Source organism: Commensalibacter sp. Nvir (assembly GCF_963921845.1).
Taxonomy (GTDB): Bacteria; Pseudomonadota; Alphaproteobacteria; order Acetobacterales; family Acetobacteraceae; genus Commensalibacter.
In genome coordinates this window covers 1-18,557 of the sequence record NZ_CAWUGZ010000041.1, presented here as the reverse complement: position 1 = coordinate 18,557, position 18,557 = coordinate 1, and the positions used below count along the sequence as shown (strand labels likewise).

Below are 18,557 nucleotides of genomic sequence, written 5' to 3'. Positions count from 1 at the left end.
TTTCTATGGTTCTAATATGGTTTGCCAATAAAGAGTAACTGAGAGGTTTTCGTATAATAAAATGAGTTTTATCAAAAACCTTTTTTAGATAAACGGTGATGTTATTATGTCCTGTAACAAAAATTATAGGTAATAAAGGATTTTTTAAGAAAAGTTTATCAATCAAAATTGTGTCAGCTTTTGTAATCAGCTCCGCATCAATAATAATAAATTTTATGTTTGGATTCACTTTCAAAAAAGTTATTGCTTCGTGTTTTGTTTGAGCGACTATTATCGTATAGCCTAAATCTTCTAAATTTTCGCTCAACCAAGTACATAAATGGTTGTCTTTTGATACGATAAGAGAAACTTGCTTATTATTGTTAAATTCATAACTGATTTTTTTTTCAGTTAACATAGATTGTCTATATTTAGGAAGAAAAAGACTAATACACGTGCCATGATTTTGAACTGAATCTATCAGTAAATCTCCACTAGATTGTTTGGCAAAGCCGTAGGCCATTGAGAGTCCTAATCCCGCTCTTTTCCCTAATGGTTTCGTGGTAAAAAAGGGGTCAACGGCATGGTTCAAGATTTCTTCCGTCATTCCATCACCATTGTCTTCTATTGTTATAATAATATAATCATTTGGTTTTAAATGGGTTCTTACAGGATGGCTTATAGTAACGGTCGTATTTTTAGTGGAAATAGTAATACGACCATTTATAGGGTTTATGGCTTCGCATGCGTTGGTAAAAATATTTAAAATGGCATTTTTGAATTGTTCTGCGTTGCAAAAAATACACCAGATAGAGGGATCTAAATTAATTTGGAAATCAATGGAATGTTTAAGATGTGAATGGATTAAAGTGTTGAAATTTTGCTGAAGGGATAAAATAATTTGGTTTGGCTCTATAATTTGTGAGACCAACGTTTGTCTACGAGAAAAAGAAAGTAACTGATGCGTAATAGCTGAGGCGTGAGAGGTTGCTTCTTGAGCTGCTTGAATATAACGATCAATTGTATCTATTTTATTTTGTTGAATACGCATTTTCATTAATTCAAGATTTCCAACAATACCTCCTAATAAATTGTTAAAATCATGTGCAAGCCCGCCGATAAATTGTTCAGTAGTTTTTTGAAAATGCGTGAGATATTTTGGGGTTTCAATAACGATACTAAACAAACCTTGTATTTCTTCGTTCGAATTATAGATTGGGCTAAAAGTTACCTCCAACTGTTGTAAAGCATTGTTAGTGTTTTTCCCGGGAATTTTATATTTTGAAACATATTTTATAGTTTCTTGTCTGTATATGGCGTTTGCAATTTTATCAAAATGTGCTTTTCGTTCGGGCCAAATTTGGTGAAAAGGTCTGCCTAATAAGGCTGGATGTTTTGATCCAATAAGAGAAGCGTAGGCATCATTATATAAGGCCACATAGTGAGTACCCCAGTAAATGATCATAGGAGTGGGCGTGTTTAAAATGAGAGAAAAAAGCGTTTCTAAATCGTGAGGCCACTTTTCACGTTTTCCCAAATAACTTTTGTCCCAATTAAAACTATCACTAAGTTGCTTAATATCGAGTAGTTTAGGGACTTTGGGTTTTGTCATAGCGAACCTTTGTAATATTAATTTTTAAATATTGACGTTTTTAATTGTAAAATCAAAAAATTTTTATGTTCTAATCTTAAAAATTAATTTCTCTCTAACAAACAAATATAGATTAGGTTTTAATTAGTATTTATTTATACTTTTATTTGTTTTTTGTGCATTAAATAAACATAGTAAAACATAAATAGTGCAATGGATATTACATAAACGTACAATGAAATATGGCACAAACTATTAGGTGGTCAATATTTTTCCTAAAAGTAAAAAAATCTTTATTTAGTATGAGTTTTAAGAGTAAAAAAATATGTATTGAAATGGTAATTTCGATACAAAATTAGTTGATATATAAAAAATTTATAAAAATTAGAACTCTTCCCATTGTAAGTATTTTACTTACTTTTTCTTTGGTAATATTTAGTTAGCAGTATTAGTCTATTGGTTTTAAAAAAGTATTAACAGAAAAATTCAATAATGAAAACAAGAATGAGAAAATCTTAAAGGCTGAGCAAATCTACTTTTAACGTCTTGTGTTTTTAACAGTTTAACGAAATTATTGTTCTTTAAAATAAAAATAGCTAAATCACTCATGTGGCTATATGGATCTACAAATGCCAATGAAAAGTGAAAAAGATGCCCAGACGTTGCCCGATTTTACAAAAGTTAGCATTAACAAGGGGTATAAAAATGTGAAAAGTGAAGTCCCTGCCGGTATATAATTATGAGAAGATTTTTCAATAATCTTATGTTAAAAAATGGCTAAGTTTTATTTGGATAAGTACAATTATCATACATTATTATGTAATAATATCAGCAAAAATAGTTTTAAATTTCATTTTTTAAATAAAAACCGATTCATGCAGATAAACGTATAAAAAACTTTTATTCTTTATAGCTTTTATACTCTATATAATAATAGTTTCATTTATTAAATTTTATTATTATCTCAATAGATTGTCTTGGATTTTTATAAAAATACAAAAGTATTACAATTCTTCGATGACTTAAAATAAAACTAATACTATCAAAATTAAATAAATTTCAGTAACGAAGGTACATTAATTATAAAAATTACATTTTTTAAATTCTGATTTTTGTTTACTATTAAAATAAATATCTTATTGCTTTAATAGAACTGATATGAAACGCTTGAATTTAATTAAATTCACCTGCGCTAATCAAGTAAAAGGTAAAATTATTTATCGTCAACGATAGATTTACGAATTTTTCGTGCTTGTACAATAGTATCAGTAATATATTCTCCATCTTGCCAGCGAATAGCTTTAGCCATCGCTTGAGTATCTTCAGTAAATCGTGCGAGCATTTCTAATAAAGCTTTGCGGTTATTAATAAATACGTCTCTCCACATTGTTGGATCGGAAGAAGCAATTCTGGTGAAATCTCTGAAACTGGGTGCCGCATAATCTAAAACCTCTGTGCGCGTTTCTTCAGAAAGGTGATTTACCGTATTACAAATTGTAAAGGCTAACAAATGAGGCAAATGGCTAATAATAGCACAAACTTTGTCGTGATGCTTGACTTCTAAACATCGTATATTTGCTCCCATCATCTGCCAAAATTTAGTAATTTTTTCGATACTTTCGGGTGTTGAATCTTCGGTTGGGGTCAATAAGCACCAATGGTTTTCAAATAAAGTATCATACCCTGCGTCTGGGCCAGAAAATTCTGTTCCAGCCATGGGATGAGAGGGTACGTAAGTCATATTTTCTGTAAGATAAGGTTTTATAGCATTAATTACTGAAGCTTTGGTTGAACCCGTGTCAATTAGTATGGAACCTTTTTTCATGTAAGGAGTTATTTCCTTAGTTACGCTACCCATAGCACCTACAGGGACGGAAAGAACAACACAATCAGCAGTTTGGACAGCTTCTTCAGGATCATTAACAACTTGGTCTGCTATTTTTAATACTCTAACTCTATCACAAACTTTTGGGTCAATGTCATAGGCAGTACTTGTTTTCGCAATTGAACGATCTTTTTGAATGCGTCTAAGAATCGAGGATCCGATGAGGCCTGGGCCTATGATAGTAATGTGATTAAATAACGGTGTGCTCATTTTTTTTTCAATTTTAATACATTTTATTAAAAGCTATACAGATCATTAATTAAATTTGTCATTTGTTTTGTCTATATTTATGCAAATATCGTATTTCAGTTACTTGCCATATGGCTAGGGCCGGAACCCCAATAATTATATCTCTTGCTCTTCTTAAAATCGACAAACCAAAAGATAGATGGGGGTCAATACCAAAAATAGTACCCAAAATGACATAAGCACCCTCTTGGATGCCAATACTAGCGGGTATTAAAAAACCTATGGAAAGGGTGACACATACTAATGCCTCAATTGTTATAGCTTCTAAAATATTTATATGAGCGCCCAAAAAAATATAGCAAGCCCAAGTTCCTAAAGCGCTCATTACCCAGCAAAGAAAATGTATTAAACAACTTCGTATCACGCGTTGTGGTCTTGACCAAATCTGATCGAGAGATTTTTGCAACAAGTCGGCATTAGCCGCTAATTTTCCGCTCCATTGTTGAGCAATATGAGCGCTTAACCAACGAAAAATTTTTTGGAAAATTATACATCCTTGTCTTTGTGTCCAGATTAGAGGAACAAGAGCTGCAGCAAGAAAAATACTGCCGATAAAAATTATCCACTTTAAATTAACGTAATTTCCAAAAATATTAATTTCTTGCAGATTGATATGGTAGCCACCTGAAACAAAAATAAAAATGCCGATCAGGGTAAAGAGTGCCTGACCAAGAGTTTCTGTTGTGACATCAACAATGTTAGAGCTTATTCCTTGGGCTATAGAAAGGTTTTCAGGATTATCTATAAATCGGTATTCTTTAAAGCAAACGGCTCTAACACCAAGTAAGATTCCCCCGATTTGCGAAAAAGGTAAACAGGTTGCGGCGGCTTCTCTTAAGGTTCTGGCCCAAAATAAACGTAACAACCCTAATTCAGGACAAATAGAACGCCAAGCAGTACTGAGTAAAGCAATGACAAAAATTTGCCATAAGGTTAGTAACAACAAATGGTTTAAACCGATAGAGAAAACAGATTTAAAGATACTGTCCGCTCCGATCCAAGCAACACCAGCAATCGTGACGCCTAATCCAATTAAAAATAGGAGAATGGAAATTCTTTTCAAATTAACCTGCTTATTCAATCTTACTCGAAATTTATTACTTGTCTTGTGAATCAAATAGTTATTAGAACTAATTATAACGACAATGCAAGTTGTAAGTTTATCAAGCAAATGTAAAAAAGAATTTTATCACTAAAGTAATGAGAGAAAAAATGGTTGTTAAAACATTTATAACTGGCGCTACAGGATTTGTTGGTTCAGCTGTTGTGCGCCAGCTGCTCAAAAAAGGATACTCTCTTAAAGTACTAGTTCGTCCCAATAGTGATAAGCGAAATTTAAATGGATTGGATCTTGAGTATGTTGAAGGAGATCTTTTACAACCAGAGACCTATGTTAAAGCACTGAATGATTGTATTTATCTTTTTCATATTGCTGCAGATTATCGATTGTGGGTACCCGATGTGGATCGTATGATCCAAACCAATGTTAAGGGTACTAAGTCACTTATGGTTTTGGCACAACAAGCAGGAATTCGTAAAATTGTTTATTGTTCTTCCGTTGCTGCCCTAGGTCTATTAGGCGACGGAAGCATAGCGGATGAAGAGACCCCTATTCATACTATTATAGGTGCTTATAAACAATCGAAATATCAAGCAGAACAAAACGTTTTAAAACTTATTAAAGAAGAACATCTTCCTGCTGTGATTGTTAACCCTTCAACACCTATTGGTCCTAGAGATATAAAACCTACGCCCACTGGGCAAATGATTGTTGATTGTATTTCTGGCAAAATGCCAGCTTACGTTGATACGGGGTTAAATATTGTGCATGTGGATGACGTGGCAGAAGGCCATATATTGGCTCTAGAACATGGAGTGGTCGGAGAAAAGTATATTTTAGGGGGTGAAGATATGCTTTTAGCCGAATTTTTCGCCGCTGTTGCCCGTGTAGCAAATGTTAAACCGCCTTTATTACGTTTAAACCAAAAAATAATTTGGCCAGCCGCCATTGTTTCGGAATGGCTCGCTAAGTATTTTCGTATTCAGCCACGCGTTACACGTGAAATGCTTATGATGTCTTATAAAAAAATGTTTTTTTCATCTGCTAAAGCTCAAAAAGAACTTGGATATCATTTTAGACCAGCGCGAGAAGCAATACAAGATGCAGTAAACTGGTTTCAAAAAAATCATTAATTTATTGGATGAAATATTAAAAGTTGATACAAAGGTTAAGAATAGATTAATAAGTAGTGAAATTATACTTATTAAAAACGTATTTTTCAAAATTATGAAATCTAAACTGAAGTTAATAAATTAGGATAGATGATTTGGTTTAGCTAAATTATCTAAATATGGTTATGATTGTTTTGTCTGTACTATCGTTTGCGATATGGTTATGGTTATGTTTTTTTCATGGACGTTTTTGGAGTAAAGGGCCTTTTTTATATCCAATTGATTCTCGAAAACAAAGTAAGCGGAAAAATTGGCCCAATGTTTATGTCATTGTTCCCGCAAGAAACGAGGCTCAGACTATAGGAGAGGTCTCTCGTTCTTTGATTCAGCAAGATTACCCAGGCTATTTTCAAATTTTGGTGGTTAATGACGCGAGTTCCGACAATACGGCAGAAATCGTAAAAAATATTCAAAAAACATTGTCGGATAATTTAAAAAATCGTTTAACTCTTATAGAATCTTTCGCACGACCAGAAGGATGGAGTGGAAAATTATGGGCTTTATCTCAAGGTATGACCTATTTGAAAAGTAAAGAAAAATTACAAGACGATTTTTATTTTTTTACGGACGCGGATATTTTCCATAGCCCTTCACATCTTACAACCCTAGTAGATAAGGCATTGAATGAAAATTTAGACCAAGTATCTGAAATGGTTCGGTTAAGATGTCAATCTTTATTCGAAAAAGCTTTTATTCCAGCTTTTGTTTATTTTTTTTGTATGCTTTATCCCTTTAAAAAAGTAAATAACCCATCTTCTCGTGTAGCCGCTGGCGCAGGAGGTACTGTATTAATTCGTTGCAGCGCTCTTAAAAAGATTGGCGGAATTTCGGCTTTGAAGTCGGCCTTGATCGATGATGTAACGCTAGCAGCATTGGTCAAGAAAAAAAGTGGATCCATTTATCTTGGCCACAGTTTGTTAGCGACTTCTTTGAGATCTTACTGTCAAATTCAAGATATTTGGAATATGATCACTCGAACAGCCTATGTCCAGTTAGGTTATTCTCGTATTTTGTTGCTCCTTACGATAATGCTTATGTCCTTAATGTGGTTTACTCCTTTTCTTTGTATATTTATTACCACTGATCTTACAGAAAAATTGTCTTTAGCCACTTATATTATGTCAATTATTACATTTGTCCCAACTTTATCCCGCTTTAATCGATCTTATTTATGGATCTTTGTTTTGCCTTTTATTGCCGCATTTTATCTTTTGGCGACCCTGGGTTCGGCAATTAATTATTTTTGTGGTAAAGGTATGGTCTGGAAAGGGCGTACATATGCAAATTCAGTGTCTGAAAAGCAACACCGCCAAAAACTCTATTGTGATCAAACCTCTTTTGAAACATATGAGGATCAATAAAAACAATGACCGTATTGGAAACATCCTTTTTATACGATGCGTCAATTTGGGGAATGCAAGATGTTTCTTCAGGGAAAAAGGCCAAAGATGAAAATTTTCCAGTTGGTTCATTGGTAATTAAACGGAAATTTCGCCCGCACGTTAAAGCTTACTATAATTTTGCCCGTGTTATTGATGATATAGCGGATAGTAATGTTCTAAGTGCAGAGCAAAAAATTAAGCGACTAAAAGGTATGGAAGCGGTTTTATGCCATGATGAACCTGCACCAGATCGTTCAGATATTTTGACAGCGCGGTACTTGCGAAATACTTTAATTGAAATGAATATACCTTTTAATACGGCAACCGATCTACTCATTGCTTTTCGTCAAGATGCTGTCAAAAACAGATATTCTAGCTTTGAAGAACTTGCAACTTACTGTCAGTATTCAGCTAATCCTGTTGGACATTTTTTATTAACGTTGCATCAAGAAGAACATCAGGCAATACATGCTTCCAATGCATTATGTACAGCTTTACAAATTTTAAATCATCTTCAAGATTGTAAAAATGATTTAATAGAGCTTGATCGCTGTTATATTCCTCTAGATATGCTTGAAAATAAAGAGATACATGTTCAGGCATTAAGAAAATCCACAACGAGTCCGCTTTTAAGGAAAGTTTTTGATAAGCTGCTTGATTATGTTGATGTTTTCAATCATGAGGCTGAATATTTACCTAAGTTAATCAAAGACAGACGATTGAAATTAGAAAGTGCTATTATCGTTTTTTTATCTCAAAAATTAGCCAAAAATTTGAGAGAACAAGATCCATTATCAGCGCGCGTGAAACTTGGAAAAAAAGATATCGCGTCGTCAATACTTAAAGCGTTTGCACAGTTTTTCTAAAATATTTAAGATTGCTTTTTAAAACAGTGACTTATAAAAATAATAAGCTCAATTGATCATTTTTTGTAAACGGGCTATTAAAATTTTCGTTATTTTAATTCATTTTTCAAACTTAGGGAATCTATTAAACTATGCGTAAACTCTTAACTGAAACTGCACAGATTATGGGATGTAGCGAGTTTGATCTGAGTTATGTCGAAGCAATTGTCCGTGGCTCAAAGACATCTTTTGTTGCAGGCATGCAAGTTTTAGCTCCTGAATGTCGTTATAGTATGTATGCCTTATATAGTTTTTGTCGCAATGTTGACGATATTGCTGATGAAGGTGGAGATAGTGTTGATAAACATCGTCTTTTACAAAATTGGCGTGAACGGATAGCTCGGCTATATGAAGGAAAAGCCGCCGACTCTGTAGAACGTGTATTGCAAAATGCCATTCGTCGTTATGATCTTCAGCAAAAGGATTTCATAGATATTATTGATGGCATGGAAATGGATATCGATAACCCTATTGTTGCACCGAATGAAGTCACGCTTGATTTATATTGCGATCGAGTTGCTTCTGCTGTTGGAAGATTAGCGGTCCGTATATTTGGAGATAGCTCTAAAGCAGCTCAAAATGTTGCGTATCATCTCGGCCGTGCATTACAACTAACGAATATTTTACGAGATATTGAAGAAGATGCTCTTCATGGGCGTTTGTATTTACCGAAAGAGCTTTTGAAACGGTTCCATCTTCCTTTGGATCCTAATGCTTGTGTGTGTTCTCCTCTTATTCACGAAGTGGCTAATATTGTATATTATCGAGCCCAAGATCATTTCCGACAGGCTAAAAAGGCGATTTCATTTTGCGATCCCAAAGCAATTTTCCCTGCTAGGATTATGGCTGTTTCGTATCAATTTTTGCTTTTTAAACAAAAAAGGCTGGGTTGGCGCCCTCCTTTCAAGAAGGTCTCTCTTTCAAAAGTTGAAAAATTGGTGTTGGCTTTATTTAGTTTATCATTTAGTGTATTTCAGCTTAAGAAAAGTTAAGTAAGGACATGGTTAAAAGTCATATCCATATTATAGGCGGAGGATTAGCAGGATTATCGTCTGCTGTTTTTCTTTCTCATCAACAAGAATTGCAAATTAATTTACATGAAGGCAGTCGGGTATTCGGTGGAAGAGCAAGATCCTTTTATGATCCTGCTTTACAGCGTTTAATAGACAATGGCACGCATCTTATTTTATCCAGTAATGAAACGGTATTTAAGTATTTACAAACTTTAAATTCAGAAGATCAATTAATTAGCTCGGGCAAGCCCTTTTTTCCATTCATTGACTTGGAAGAGAATAAGCGTTGGAATATTTGTTTATCTAAAGGGAAAATACCTTGGTGGTTGTTTTCTTCCAAATCTAATGTTCCTGATTATCGTTTAAAAGAATTAATTTCTTTTTATCATTTGTTAAAAGCCAGTGATAAAGATACGGTTGCAGATTGCTTGGTCGAAGGTCAGTTATCGCGACGATTGTTATGGCCTTTTTCTATTTCGGTTTTAAATACGACCAACGAAAGGGCAAGTGCTATACTACTTAGCTCAGTTATAAAGCAGTCTTTGGCAAAAGGTGGAATGAAATGCATACCGTATTTGGCCAGAGAGGGATTGTCTGAAACTTTTGTTTACCCGGCATTATCTCTTATAAAAGTACAAGGGGGGCAAGCTTATACTCAATCTCGATTGGTGGAATTACACGTTAATGACGATCGCATTGATTATTTTATAACGAGTCGTGGAAAAGTTGAATTAGGTCAAAAGGACAAAGTTATTCTTGCTATCCATCCCTATGCCTTAACACAATTACTATTTCCTATTGCTCGAGAAATTAAAATACCCAACCAATTCGAAAGTATTCTCAATATACATTATGCTGTTGATTTTAAGTTAAATACGAAAGGTAGCGTTAACCGAGCTCGATTCATTGGTGTTATAGGTGGAATAAGTGAGTGGATATTTATCAAAGCGGGCGTTATTTCCGTAACGGTTAGCGCTGCTAATCGGTTAACAGGGTGTTCAACAGAGAATTTAATTAACTTAATATGGAAAGAAGTACAATTCGTTTTGAATCCAATTGTTGATAGTAATTTACCAGAGATTGTGCCGCCGCACCGGTTGTTGTGGGAAAAGAGAGCTAGTTTCTTGGCTTCTAATGAGCAGCTAAAACTGAGATCATCGTGTTATACGCCTTTAAAAAATTTATTTTTAGCAGGGGATTGGACCGAGACCGGATTGCCTTCAACAATAGAAGGGGCAATGCGTTCTGGTTGGAGTGCAGCGCAAGCTGTTTCTTGTTTAAGTTAACATAGGCACTATTCTTACAACGTGTTATTGAATGCGTATTAAAAAATTGTTTTATGATTATGCTTGGTGTTTATTAAAGGTTAAAGGAAATATTCGATCATGACAGGCCGTAGTGTTCCCTTAAAAAATAAGGTAATTGAAACATTAGATGATGCCATTTTCCAAGCACAAAATTTTCTTATTAGTCGTCAGCATAAAGACGGACATTGGGTTTTTGAACTAGAAGCGGATGCAACAATACCTGCCGAGTATATTTTATTAGAGCACTTTCTCGATCGTATAGATGAGGATTTGGAACAAAAAATAGGTGTGTATTTAAGAAGAATACAGGGGGACCATGGCGGTTGGCCTTTATATTACGATGGTAAATTTGATATCTCTGCTTCGGTAAAAGCCTATTTTGCATTAAAAGCGATTGGTGACAACTGTGATGCGCCTCATATGAAGCGTGCCAGAGAGGCTATTCTTTCCCATGGTGGGGCAGAAACTGCCAATGTCTTTACGCGTTTTCAAATGGCTTTATTTGGGGAAGTGCCATGGTGTGCTACACCTGCCATGCCTGTTGAATTAATGTTGATGCCTAAGCAAGCTCTTTTTTCCGTATGGAATATGTCTTATTGGTCTCGTACGGTAATTGCCCCGCTCGTTGTTTTGGCCGCTTTAAAACCAAAGGCTATTAATCCCAAAAATGTTCATATACAAGAGCTTTTTTTAACGCCACCCGACAAAATTAAAAAATGGATTAAGGGGCCTTTTCGTTCGCAATGGGGATATTTGTTTAAATATCTTGATCAAGTGGTCAGGCCGGCTGAAAAATTTATTCCTCAACGTCTTAGACAAATGGCGATTGATAAAGCGATGGAATTTGTTGATTTGAGGTTAAACGGAGAAAATGGGTTGGGTGCGATTTACCCTGCGATGGCTAATGCCGTCATGGCTTATCGGGCTCTTAATGTAAAAGATGACGACCCGCGAGCGAGTATCGCGTGGGCATCTGTTCAAAAATTAATTGTTATTTCTGATAAAGAAGCTTACTGCCAACCTTGTGTTTCCCCTATTTGGGATACTGCCTTGACAGGACATGCCATTATAGAGGCAGTTTCTGGTGTACGCGCGCATCACCGTGAAGCAACCCTGAATAAATTATCAAAGGGGCTGGATTGGTTAAAGTATCGACAAATTCTTGATGTTAAAGGGGATTGGGCAATTAACTGTCCCAATTTAGCTCCTGGAGGGTGGGCTTTTCAATATGAAAATGATTATTACCCCGATGTGGATGATACCGCCGTGGTTGGTATGCTGCTTAATCGGCAAGGAAATCCTGATTATCAGGAGTCTATCGAAAGAGCAAGACAATGGATTATTGGTATGCAAAGTTCTAACGGAGGATGGGGAGCTTTTGACATCGATAATAATAAAATGTTGCTCAATCATATTCCTTTTTCCGATCATGGCGCATTGCTGGATCCACCAACAGCCGATGTAACAGCGCGTTGTGTTTCTTTTTTGTCACAGTTAGGGCATGACGAAGACAAACCTATTATTGATAAAGCTTTATATTTTCTTCGAGCAGAACAGGAAAAATCAGGGGCATGGTTTGGCCGCTGGGGTACAAATTACATTTATGGAACGTGGTCGGTTCTTTGTGCTTTAAATGCTGCTGATATCGATAGAAAAGATCCTATGATTTGTAAAGCGGTGGAATGGCTTATTAGCGTTCAAAGAGAAGATGGTGGATGGGGAGAAGGTGAAGAATCTTATGAAGAGGGTGTACAAGGGCAGTATCATCAAAGCCTACCCTCACAAACCGCTTGGGCACTTCTTGGATTGATGGCAGCTGGCCAGCATCAACATCTTGCTGTTCAACGAGGAATTGCTTGGTTGATTAGTCAACAAGATGAAGAGGGACAATGGGATGAAGACCCTTACAACGCTGTGGGTTTTCCAAGAGTATTTTATTTACGGTATCACGGTTATCGACAGTTTTTCCCATTATTTGCTCTTGCAAGATATCGTAATTTGCAATCAAGTAATACAGGTAAAATAGAGGTTGGTTTTTAATGCATCGTATCGGTGTAATTGTTGGCATGCAATCAGAAGCACAGTTAGCCAATGCTTTACATCCTGCCGCGATCGAAGTCAGTGGGGCTACAGATCTAGGGGCTAAAATGGCTATGGAGCGTTTATTGAAAACACAAATTGATGCTGTTGTTTCTTTTGGGTTTGCTGGGGGGTTGGACCCTCTAATTAAGCCTGGATCCATTTTATTACCTAGTGTAATTTGTACAGAAAAAAAAGACTATATGCCAAACCCGTTTCTAAGATTGAAATTAGGCGCAGAACGATCTGACGTAAAAATTGGTGCTCTGCTTCATTCTGACGAAGCAATAAAATCTTCTGCTGAGAAAAAAAAGCTGTTTCAAGATACCGCTTGTTTGGCTGTTGATATGGAAAGCGGTATTGTCGCTGAATATTGTCAAAAAAATAATATTCCATTTGCTGCTTTAAGAGTCGTCTGTGACTCTGCACTGCGCGATTTACCCCCTGTTGCTTGTATAGCGCTTTCTCAGAAAGGAACTTTAAATTTTTTTTCAATTGTAAATAGTTTTTTGACAAATCCTATTCAATGTTGGGATTTAATGGCTTTAGGGTTTGATGCAAGTATTGCTTATTGGCGTTTAAAACGCTATGTGAACAAAATTAACAAATAGGGTTAATGTTTCTTGAATTTATTTATAACAATATAGAAATTAATTGCATCAAATTATGTTGATTTAAAGTGATTATCTAAAAGTGAAAAGACTTCTGCAATATTCTGTGCTTTTGTGCATAGTTGTAGGATTGATTTATGTGCGAAGCCTTCATGGATAATAGAATTTAGTATGTCGAAAAAGGGATCTGCCCAATTGTTAACGTTAGCAATGATGATAGGTTTGCGATGGAGGTGAAGTTGCTTCCATGTCATAATTTCAAAAATTTCATCAAATGTACCGAGGCCTCCTGGTAAACAGACAAAAGCATCTGCGTCTCTATACAGTAATTGTTTACGCTGATGCATAGTTTCGGTGACAATTAAATCTTTTATTCGAGAGTGTTTCCCTTCGGTTTTCTGTAAAAAATTGGGAATTATTCCTTTGACGCAGCCTCCTAAATCTAAAACGGCATCGGAAACGGTTCCCATTATGCCCACATTGCCGCCACCAAAGATAAGACGAATATTACGGGTTACGAGGCCTGCGGCGAATTCCTTTCCAGCCAGTGTATAATTAAAATTATTTCCGTCACGTGATCCGCAAAAAACGGTCACAGAGTATCGATAAAAAGCCATAGAGTTAACCTCAGCTTGAAGGAGATGATGCGTCCAGGAGTTGTTTTGATTGATGATACAGCGTAAAAGCTAAGATAACACCGGCAAAAGTTATCAGGGCGGAACACATAAATAACCAATAGTAACCAAAGTAGAAGTGGATAGCTCCTAGTAGAGGTCCTGCAATAAAAAGGGCTATATCTAAAAATAAAGAAAAACAGGCTAAGGCTGAGCCTCTGTTTTCTGCGCCAACTTTTGCAATGGCAATAACACCTAAGGCTGGATAAACCAAAGAAAACCCGCTACCTGTTAATCCGGCACCAATGTAACTCCCGAGTATAGAGTGACTGGTCGCGATTAAATATAGCCCAAGGCTTTCAAAAAGTAGAGACACAATAGCAACGATATAGCCGCCATAGCGTATAATCATATTTTTAAAGATAAATCGAATTGTAACAAAACTAAATCCAAAAATACTTATAGCGTAAGCGGATCCAGACCAATGATTGACTACGAAATACAACGCAATAAAAGCTTGAATACTACCAAATCCTACGGTTCCCAAACCTAAGCAGGTTCCTGTTGGAAATACACGGGTAAACACTTGGGCAAAGGGTAACCTTTTGTTGCATTCCCTTGGGGGAATTCCGGGTACTGTGAATGTGATAAGGGCTGAAATTAAAGCAAAAAGAGTTGTCAGAAGAGCTATACTGTTTAAGCCGCCCCAAAAACCTGGTAAGTGAGACAAATAAATTCCTAGAGGAGCACCCAACGCCATACCGCCATACGATGTGACCCCGTTCCAAGAAATGACATAAGTTGCATTTTTAATGCCTACTCGCTCTATATTCCATAAGTTTGTTGCCGTCGATGCCCAGCTTTCAGAAGCGCCAATGCAGAAACGTCCAAAAATAATCAGGCATAAGGCTAAATAAGGTATGGCTTGGCAATAAGCCCCTATAAGCGTAAAAACACCCCCACCAGCACTTGAAAGAAGTCCAATAATTACAGAACTCTTTGCTCCTTTCGTATCAATCCATTTTCCAGCACTCGGTCGGCTCAAAAAGGTAGAGATATATGCCATAGATACCGCCATGCCAGCGATAATCGAATTAAAATGCAATTGGTTGTTTACATATAGAGGGACAGCGGCAAAGGGCATACCGACGTTAATGTAACAAATAAGGTTAAACGCGGCTACTACGAGGATTTTTCGAGTAATGGGGTTAACTTTTATAAGGCGAAAAGGCATATGAATATTCAATTCTTTGTTTAGAACCTTAAATAAAATGATTAAATATTGAATAAATTATTTTACAACGTGTTGTACTTTTATAAAACTATAAATCTATTCCGTATATCGAGAAAGCTGAAGATAATGAAAACAATTCTCCAAGAAGTAGATACATCGCTACCTGCGTCGTTAAAAAGGCTATTCGAATTATTACGTATTCAAAGTATTTCTGCAGATTCTCGGTATAGTAATGAGTGTGAGAAAGCGGCCGTATGGTTGAAAAAATATCTTGAAGAAATAGGTTTTAAAGCACAATGCCACTTAACAAAAGGTCAACCCATCGTGCTTGCTCAATCTTTTGTTCACAAGAATGTCCCTACTATACTTTTTTATGGCCATTACGATGTGCAACCTGTCGATCCAATAACGTTATGGACAATTAATCCTTTTGAACCCTGTATCAGAGAGACGGCAACTGGTGAAAAAATTATTCATGGACGGGGAGCTGCCGACGATAAAGGGCAGATTTTGACGTTTTTGGAAGCATGTCGCGTGATTTTTAATCAAAATCGGTCACTACCTATCAATATTACTGTTCTACTCGAAGGTGAAGAAGAAAGTGGTGGGGAGCATCTCCCTGAATTTATCGCGCGTTACAAAGAGCAATTAAATTGTGATGTCTCGTTTATTTGTGACACCGATATGGCTACACCCACTAGGGCTGCAATCACCGCAATGGTTCGAGGTTTGGTGAGTGAAGAGATTATAATACATGGAGCGAATAGGGATTTGCACTCTGGACTATACGGTAATGCCGCTCAAAATCCTATACATATTCTGACGCAAATTATTTCATCATTACGAGACGATCAAGGACGGATAACACTTAAAAATTTTTACGAAGGGGTCCCTGAAATATCTGATCATGTTCGCGCGTTATGGCAAAAAATTGGAAAGAATGACAATGATTTATTAACACCAATTGGTTTAAAGCAGCCACCTGGAGAGAAAAATTACAGGGCTATAGAACAGACGTGGTGTCGTCCGAGTTTTGAGGTTAATGGAATTACAGGAGGCTATCAAGAGGAGGGATTTAAAACAATTATACCTGCTATGGCTTCCGCAAAAATTTCTTTTCGTTTAGTCGGTAAGCAAGACCCATTTAAAATTAGAGATAGTTTTCGAGAGTTTGTTCAAGCCATCGTTCCTAAAGACTGTCGAGTGGAATTTAAATCTTTTGGTGCTGCACCAGCAACTATGGTCTCGTTAAACAATCCTAGAATAGAAAGGGTAAAGAAAGCCCTTGATGAAGAGTGGGAATGTGAAACAGCCATTGTAGGTAGTGGAAGTGCCATCCCTGTGGTCGGTGAATTTCAGAGGCAGCTCGGTATTGAATCTATTTTAATCGGATTTTCTAATCCTGATGACTGCATACACTCGCCAAACGAGAAGTATAATTTGCGCTCATTTCATAAAGGAATACGTTCCTGGGTGCGTATTCTGTATGCTTTACAAAATTAGTATAAAACCTTTGCTAAGCAAGTTGAATATATTTTAAGTTTAGTTTTTAGAGCTGTTAAACAAACATGATTTTGTGTTTTTTTTATCAGGATTAGTGCTCTTTAACAAGATTTTATGTTAGTTGAAAGCCGTGTTAAATTTATGCGTTAAAAAATTTAATTATTAATTTTTCAATGGATTTTTGATTTTTTTATAAGGATTCGTAGTTTTTGGTATACGACTTGATCGTATAGCTAATTCATACAGAGCTTTGAAAAATTAAAGTTAAAATAAACGGTTAAACATTACGTATATTTGCTTCGAATTTAAGTAATATGTGGTCAGCATTTGACAGTACGTCATCGTTTTTAATAAGCAAAAGCAATGTATAACGTGAGAAATATAAGATAAAGAAGTTTTCTTAATATTGTTAAAATATCGATTGAGCCCTATTTGCAAGAGCAATTTTATTTAAATCAATAAATAGAACCCTCTAAACGATCAAAATTTATTTTGATCTAGTTGCGTTGTAGTTAGTTGCGATCAATCTGAGTTATCACTAGATGTCGATTTTTTAAAATTATGTAGCAAAAAATTGTTCAATCTTTGTACATATTAAGATGTTTTCTATAGGAAAGTATTCAAACAAAATAGTGATAGCGTTTAAAAAGTTTCGCTTGGTTTTGGAAATACATTTAAAGAGAAAATATATTGCCTGGAGTCTCTGTGTTTTTTTAAGAGTATAAAGATTTCTTTTTTTACTCGAGGGCTATACTATGTAAATTTTGTGGGATCATTTCGTGTGAAAATTCAAAAAGGGTTTATTTAGATCATGATTAACCCAGCAGCATGTATAGCTATTGCTTCGTCATATTATCATGTACCAAAAACTATATTATTTGCCATACAACGTTTAGAAGGAGGTGCCACTGCTAAAATTTCTATCAACAAAGATGGAACTGAAGACTTAGGTCTTATGCAAATAAATACAAAATGGATAACTCCACTTAAAAGGACTACAAAAAAATCAACTGAAAACATTTATGAGCGTTTAAAACGTGACGATTGTTATAATATTGCTGTAGCAGCAGCGATTATAAAACTTTACAGTCAACAGACGAAGGGGAATTTAATTAAAGCTGCTGGGCTTTATTATTCTCATACCCCTTATCTTAATCAGATTTACCAATCAAAAATACTAAGAGCGATGGGCTTAAAATTTTTACAAAGAAAAAAAACAGTTCCCTATTTTTCGTCTTATCAAAAACGTTTTTTAAAAATTATATTAAAAAAATGATGTATTGGAATACAGAGTAAAATTAAATCAGATCAGATCGAATTTGTTATAGTTCTAGATTTTTATTGGTTTTCTTAAGGGAGGAAATGGACCGTATTGGTACTGTATTAGAAGTATCTAAGCGTGTTTTTCCTTTTGTTGATTTAACAGAGTGTAATAATTCATCTTTCATATTTTTGGCTTTGGTACCTGTTTTTGCGAGGGAAGAGCCATTTGTTATTTTGACTTTATCATTTTCAATTACCGATGGTTGTGGGTAATTTAATGATAAATCGTTTTCATGTTTTTCTGTTTTAGCTTCGCGAATTGTGAAGTTTCTCACATAAGTATTTGTTTTTTGATGGGGTGAACGGGGTAAGCGTCCTTCCGAAGCTCCATATAAAATATAATGTATAAATGGGTTAAGCCCGCTAGCCATTACGTCTGGGTAAGCTGTGGCATAAAAATTAGTATCAAAATATCGATTGGGGTTACGTTTTTCTTTGTATCCATACGATAGGTAATGATCTAAAGGGTCGCTTTTTGCTTCAGCAACATCTTTATACACATCTAAATACCAATCAGAATCAAATAGGAGTGATAATATTTCAATTTCATACATTAATCTACAGTATCCAAGTGCAATAATTATAGTGATTAAAAATAACGATGATTGTAATCATAACAGATTATTAATTATTATTAAGCAGTATTAAGC

The 18,557-nt window shown here is 35.5% G+C and carries 15 protein-coding genes; 9 read left to right on the top strand and 6 right to left on the bottom strand.

The genetic code is table 11. The features are described 5' to 3' along the window. From AABE15_RS03405 to AABE15_RS03395, 3 genes are all read right to left on the bottom strand, one after another. Positions 1-1,591 (bottom strand): ATP-binding protein (locus AABE15_RS03405; RefSeq protein ID WP_338329877.1); only part of this gene is annotated, 1,591 nt, incomplete at its 3' end. A gap of 1,192 nt (positions 1,592-2,783) precedes the next feature. Further along, positions 2,784-3,665 (bottom strand): prephenate dehydrogenase/arogenate dehydrogenase family protein, encoded by an 882-nt coding sequence (locus tag AABE15_RS03400; RefSeq protein ID WP_338329876.1) that lies wholly within the window; start codon positions 3,663-3,665, stop codon positions 2,784-2,786. Positions 3,666-3,723: 58 nt separating this feature from the next. Then, positions 3,724-4,767 carry a lysylphosphatidylglycerol synthase domain-containing protein gene (locus AABE15_RS03395; RefSeq protein WP_338329875.1) on the bottom strand — a complete coding sequence of 348 codons (1,044 nt, stop codon included), beginning with the start codon at positions 4,765-4,767 and terminating at the stop codon, positions 3,724-3,726. Positions 4,768-4,916: 149 nt separating this feature from the next. On the opposite strand from AABE15_RS03395, the gene hpnA reads away from it, so the two are divergent. From hpnA to AABE15_RS03360, 7 genes are all read left to right on the top strand, one after another. After that, the gene (gene hpnA, locus AABE15_RS03390; protein WP_338329874.1) at positions 4,917-5,897 is read left to right on the top strand and encodes a hopanoid-associated sugar epimerase; all 981 of its coding nucleotides are present in this window, start codon (positions 4,917-4,919) and stop codon (positions 5,895-5,897) included. 158 nt (positions 5,898-6,055) lie between these two features. Continuing rightward, positions 6,056-7,297 (top strand): glycosyltransferase, encoded by a 1,242-nt coding sequence (locus AABE15_RS03385; protein ID WP_338329873.1) that lies wholly within the window; start codon positions 6,056-6,058, stop codon positions 7,295-7,297. A gap of 5 nt (positions 7,298-7,302) precedes the next feature. Then, positions 7,303-8,184 carry a squalene synthase HpnC gene (gene hpnC / locus AABE15_RS03380; RefSeq protein WP_338329872.1) on the top strand — a complete coding sequence of 294 codons (882 nt, stop codon included), beginning with the start codon at positions 7,303-7,305 and terminating at the stop codon, positions 8,182-8,184. Between the two features lie 131 nt (positions 8,185-8,315). Next, on the top strand, positions 8,316-9,215 hold the full coding sequence (gene hpnD / locus AABE15_RS03375) for a presqualene diphosphate synthase HpnD (RefSeq protein WP_338329871.1): 900 nt from the start codon (positions 8,316-8,318) through the stop codon (positions 9,213-9,215). 8 nt (positions 9,216-9,223) lie between these two features. After that, a complete protein-coding gene (gene hpnE, locus AABE15_RS03370) occupies positions 9,224-10,522 on the top strand; it encodes a hydroxysqualene dehydroxylase HpnE (RefSeq protein ID WP_338329870.1) in 1,299 nt (432 codons plus the stop codon). A 99-nt stretch (positions 10,523-10,621) separates the two neighbouring features. After that, positions 10,622-12,583: a squalene--hopene cyclase gene (gene shc, locus AABE15_RS03365; protein ID WP_338329869.1), complete on the top strand. Its 1,962-nt coding sequence runs from the start codon at positions 10,622-10,624 to the stop codon at positions 12,581-12,583. Next, positions 12,583-13,233, top strand: coding sequence for a hypothetical protein (locus AABE15_RS03360; protein WP_338329868.1), 651 nt, complete (start codon positions 12,583-12,585; stop codon positions 13,231-13,233). Before shc ends, AABE15_RS03360 begins: the two co-directional genes overlap by 1 nt. A gap of 53 nt (positions 13,234-13,286) precedes the next feature. On the opposite strand, the gene AABE15_RS03355 is transcribed toward AABE15_RS03360, so the two are convergent. Further along, positions 13,287-13,850, bottom strand: a complete 564-nt coding sequence (locus tag AABE15_RS03355) for a TIGR00730 family Rossman fold protein (protein WP_338329867.1) — start codon at positions 13,848-13,850, stop codon at positions 13,287-13,289. 10 nt (positions 13,851-13,860) lie between these two features. Beyond that, positions 13,861-15,081 (bottom strand): MFS transporter, encoded by a 1,221-nt coding sequence (locus tag AABE15_RS03350; protein ID WP_338329866.1) that lies wholly within the window; start codon positions 15,079-15,081, stop codon positions 13,861-13,863. A gap of 126 nt (positions 15,082-15,207) precedes the next feature. Between AABE15_RS03350 and AABE15_RS03345 the strand changes: the two genes are divergently transcribed. Together AABE15_RS03345 and AABE15_RS03340 are read left to right on the top strand one after the other, a co-directional pair. After that, positions 15,208-16,584: a M20/M25/M40 family metallo-hydrolase gene (locus AABE15_RS03345; protein ID WP_338329865.1), complete on the top strand. Its 1,377-nt coding sequence runs from the start codon at positions 15,208-15,210 to the stop codon at positions 16,582-16,584. Between the two features lie 811 nt (positions 16,585-17,395). After that, complete coding sequence (locus AABE15_RS03340; protein ID WP_338329864.1) at positions 17,396-17,860, top strand: lytic transglycosylase domain-containing protein; 465 nt, start codon at positions 17,396-17,398, stop codon at positions 17,858-17,860. 46 nt (positions 17,861-17,906) lie between these two features. Here the strand turns inward: AABE15_RS03340 and AABE15_RS03335 are convergent, their stop codons facing one another. Continuing rightward, on the bottom strand, positions 17,907-18,461 hold the full coding sequence (locus AABE15_RS03335) for a hypothetical protein (RefSeq protein WP_338329863.1): 555 nt from the start codon (positions 18,459-18,461) through the stop codon (positions 17,907-17,909). Positions 18,462-18,557 lie beyond the last annotated feature (96 nt).

Coding starts and splice junctions, on each gene's coding strand:
- AABE15_RS03355 (WP_338329867.1), bottom strand. CDS start 13,850: ATGGCTTTTTATCGATACTCTGTGACCGTTTTTTGCGGATCACGTGAC.
- AABE15_RS03340 (WP_338329864.1), top strand. CDS start 17,396: ATGATTAACCCAGCAGCATGTATAGCTATTGCTTCGTCATATTATCAT.
- AABE15_RS03345 (WP_338329865.1), top strand. CDS start 15,208: ATGAAAACAATTCTCCAAGAAGTAGATACATCGCTACCTGCGTCGTTA.
- AABE15_RS03350 (WP_338329866.1), bottom strand. CDS start 15,081: ATGCCTTTTCGCCTTATAAAAGTTAACCCCATTACTCGAAAAATCCTC.
- shc (WP_338329869.1), top strand. CDS start 10,622: ATGACAGGCCGTAGTGTTCCCTTAAAAAATAAGGTAATTGAAACATTA.
- AABE15_RS03400 (WP_338329876.1), bottom strand. CDS start 3,665: ATGAGCACACCGTTATTTAATCACATTACTATCATAGGCCCAGGCCTC.
- hpnD (WP_338329871.1), top strand. CDS start 8,316: ATGCGTAAACTCTTAACTGAAACTGCACAGATTATGGGATGTAGCGAG.
- AABE15_RS03335 (WP_338329863.1), bottom strand. CDS start 18,461: ATGTATGAAATTGAAATATTATCACTCCTATTTGATTCTGATTGGTAT.
- AABE15_RS03385 (WP_338329873.1), top strand. CDS start 6,056: ATGGTTATGATTGTTTTGTCTGTACTATCGTTTGCGATATGGTTATGG.
- hpnA (WP_338329874.1), top strand. CDS start 4,917: ATGGTTGTTAAAACATTTATAACTGGCGCTACAGGATTTGTTGGTTCA.
- hpnC (WP_338329872.1), top strand. CDS start 7,303: ATGACCGTATTGGAAACATCCTTTTTATACGATGCGTCAATTTGGGGA.
- AABE15_RS03360 (WP_338329868.1), top strand. CDS start 12,583: ATGCATCGTATCGGTGTAATTGTTGGCATGCAATCAGAAGCACAGTTA.
- hpnE (WP_338329870.1), top strand. CDS start 9,224: ATGGTTAAAAGTCATATCCATATTATAGGCGGAGGATTAGCAGGATTA.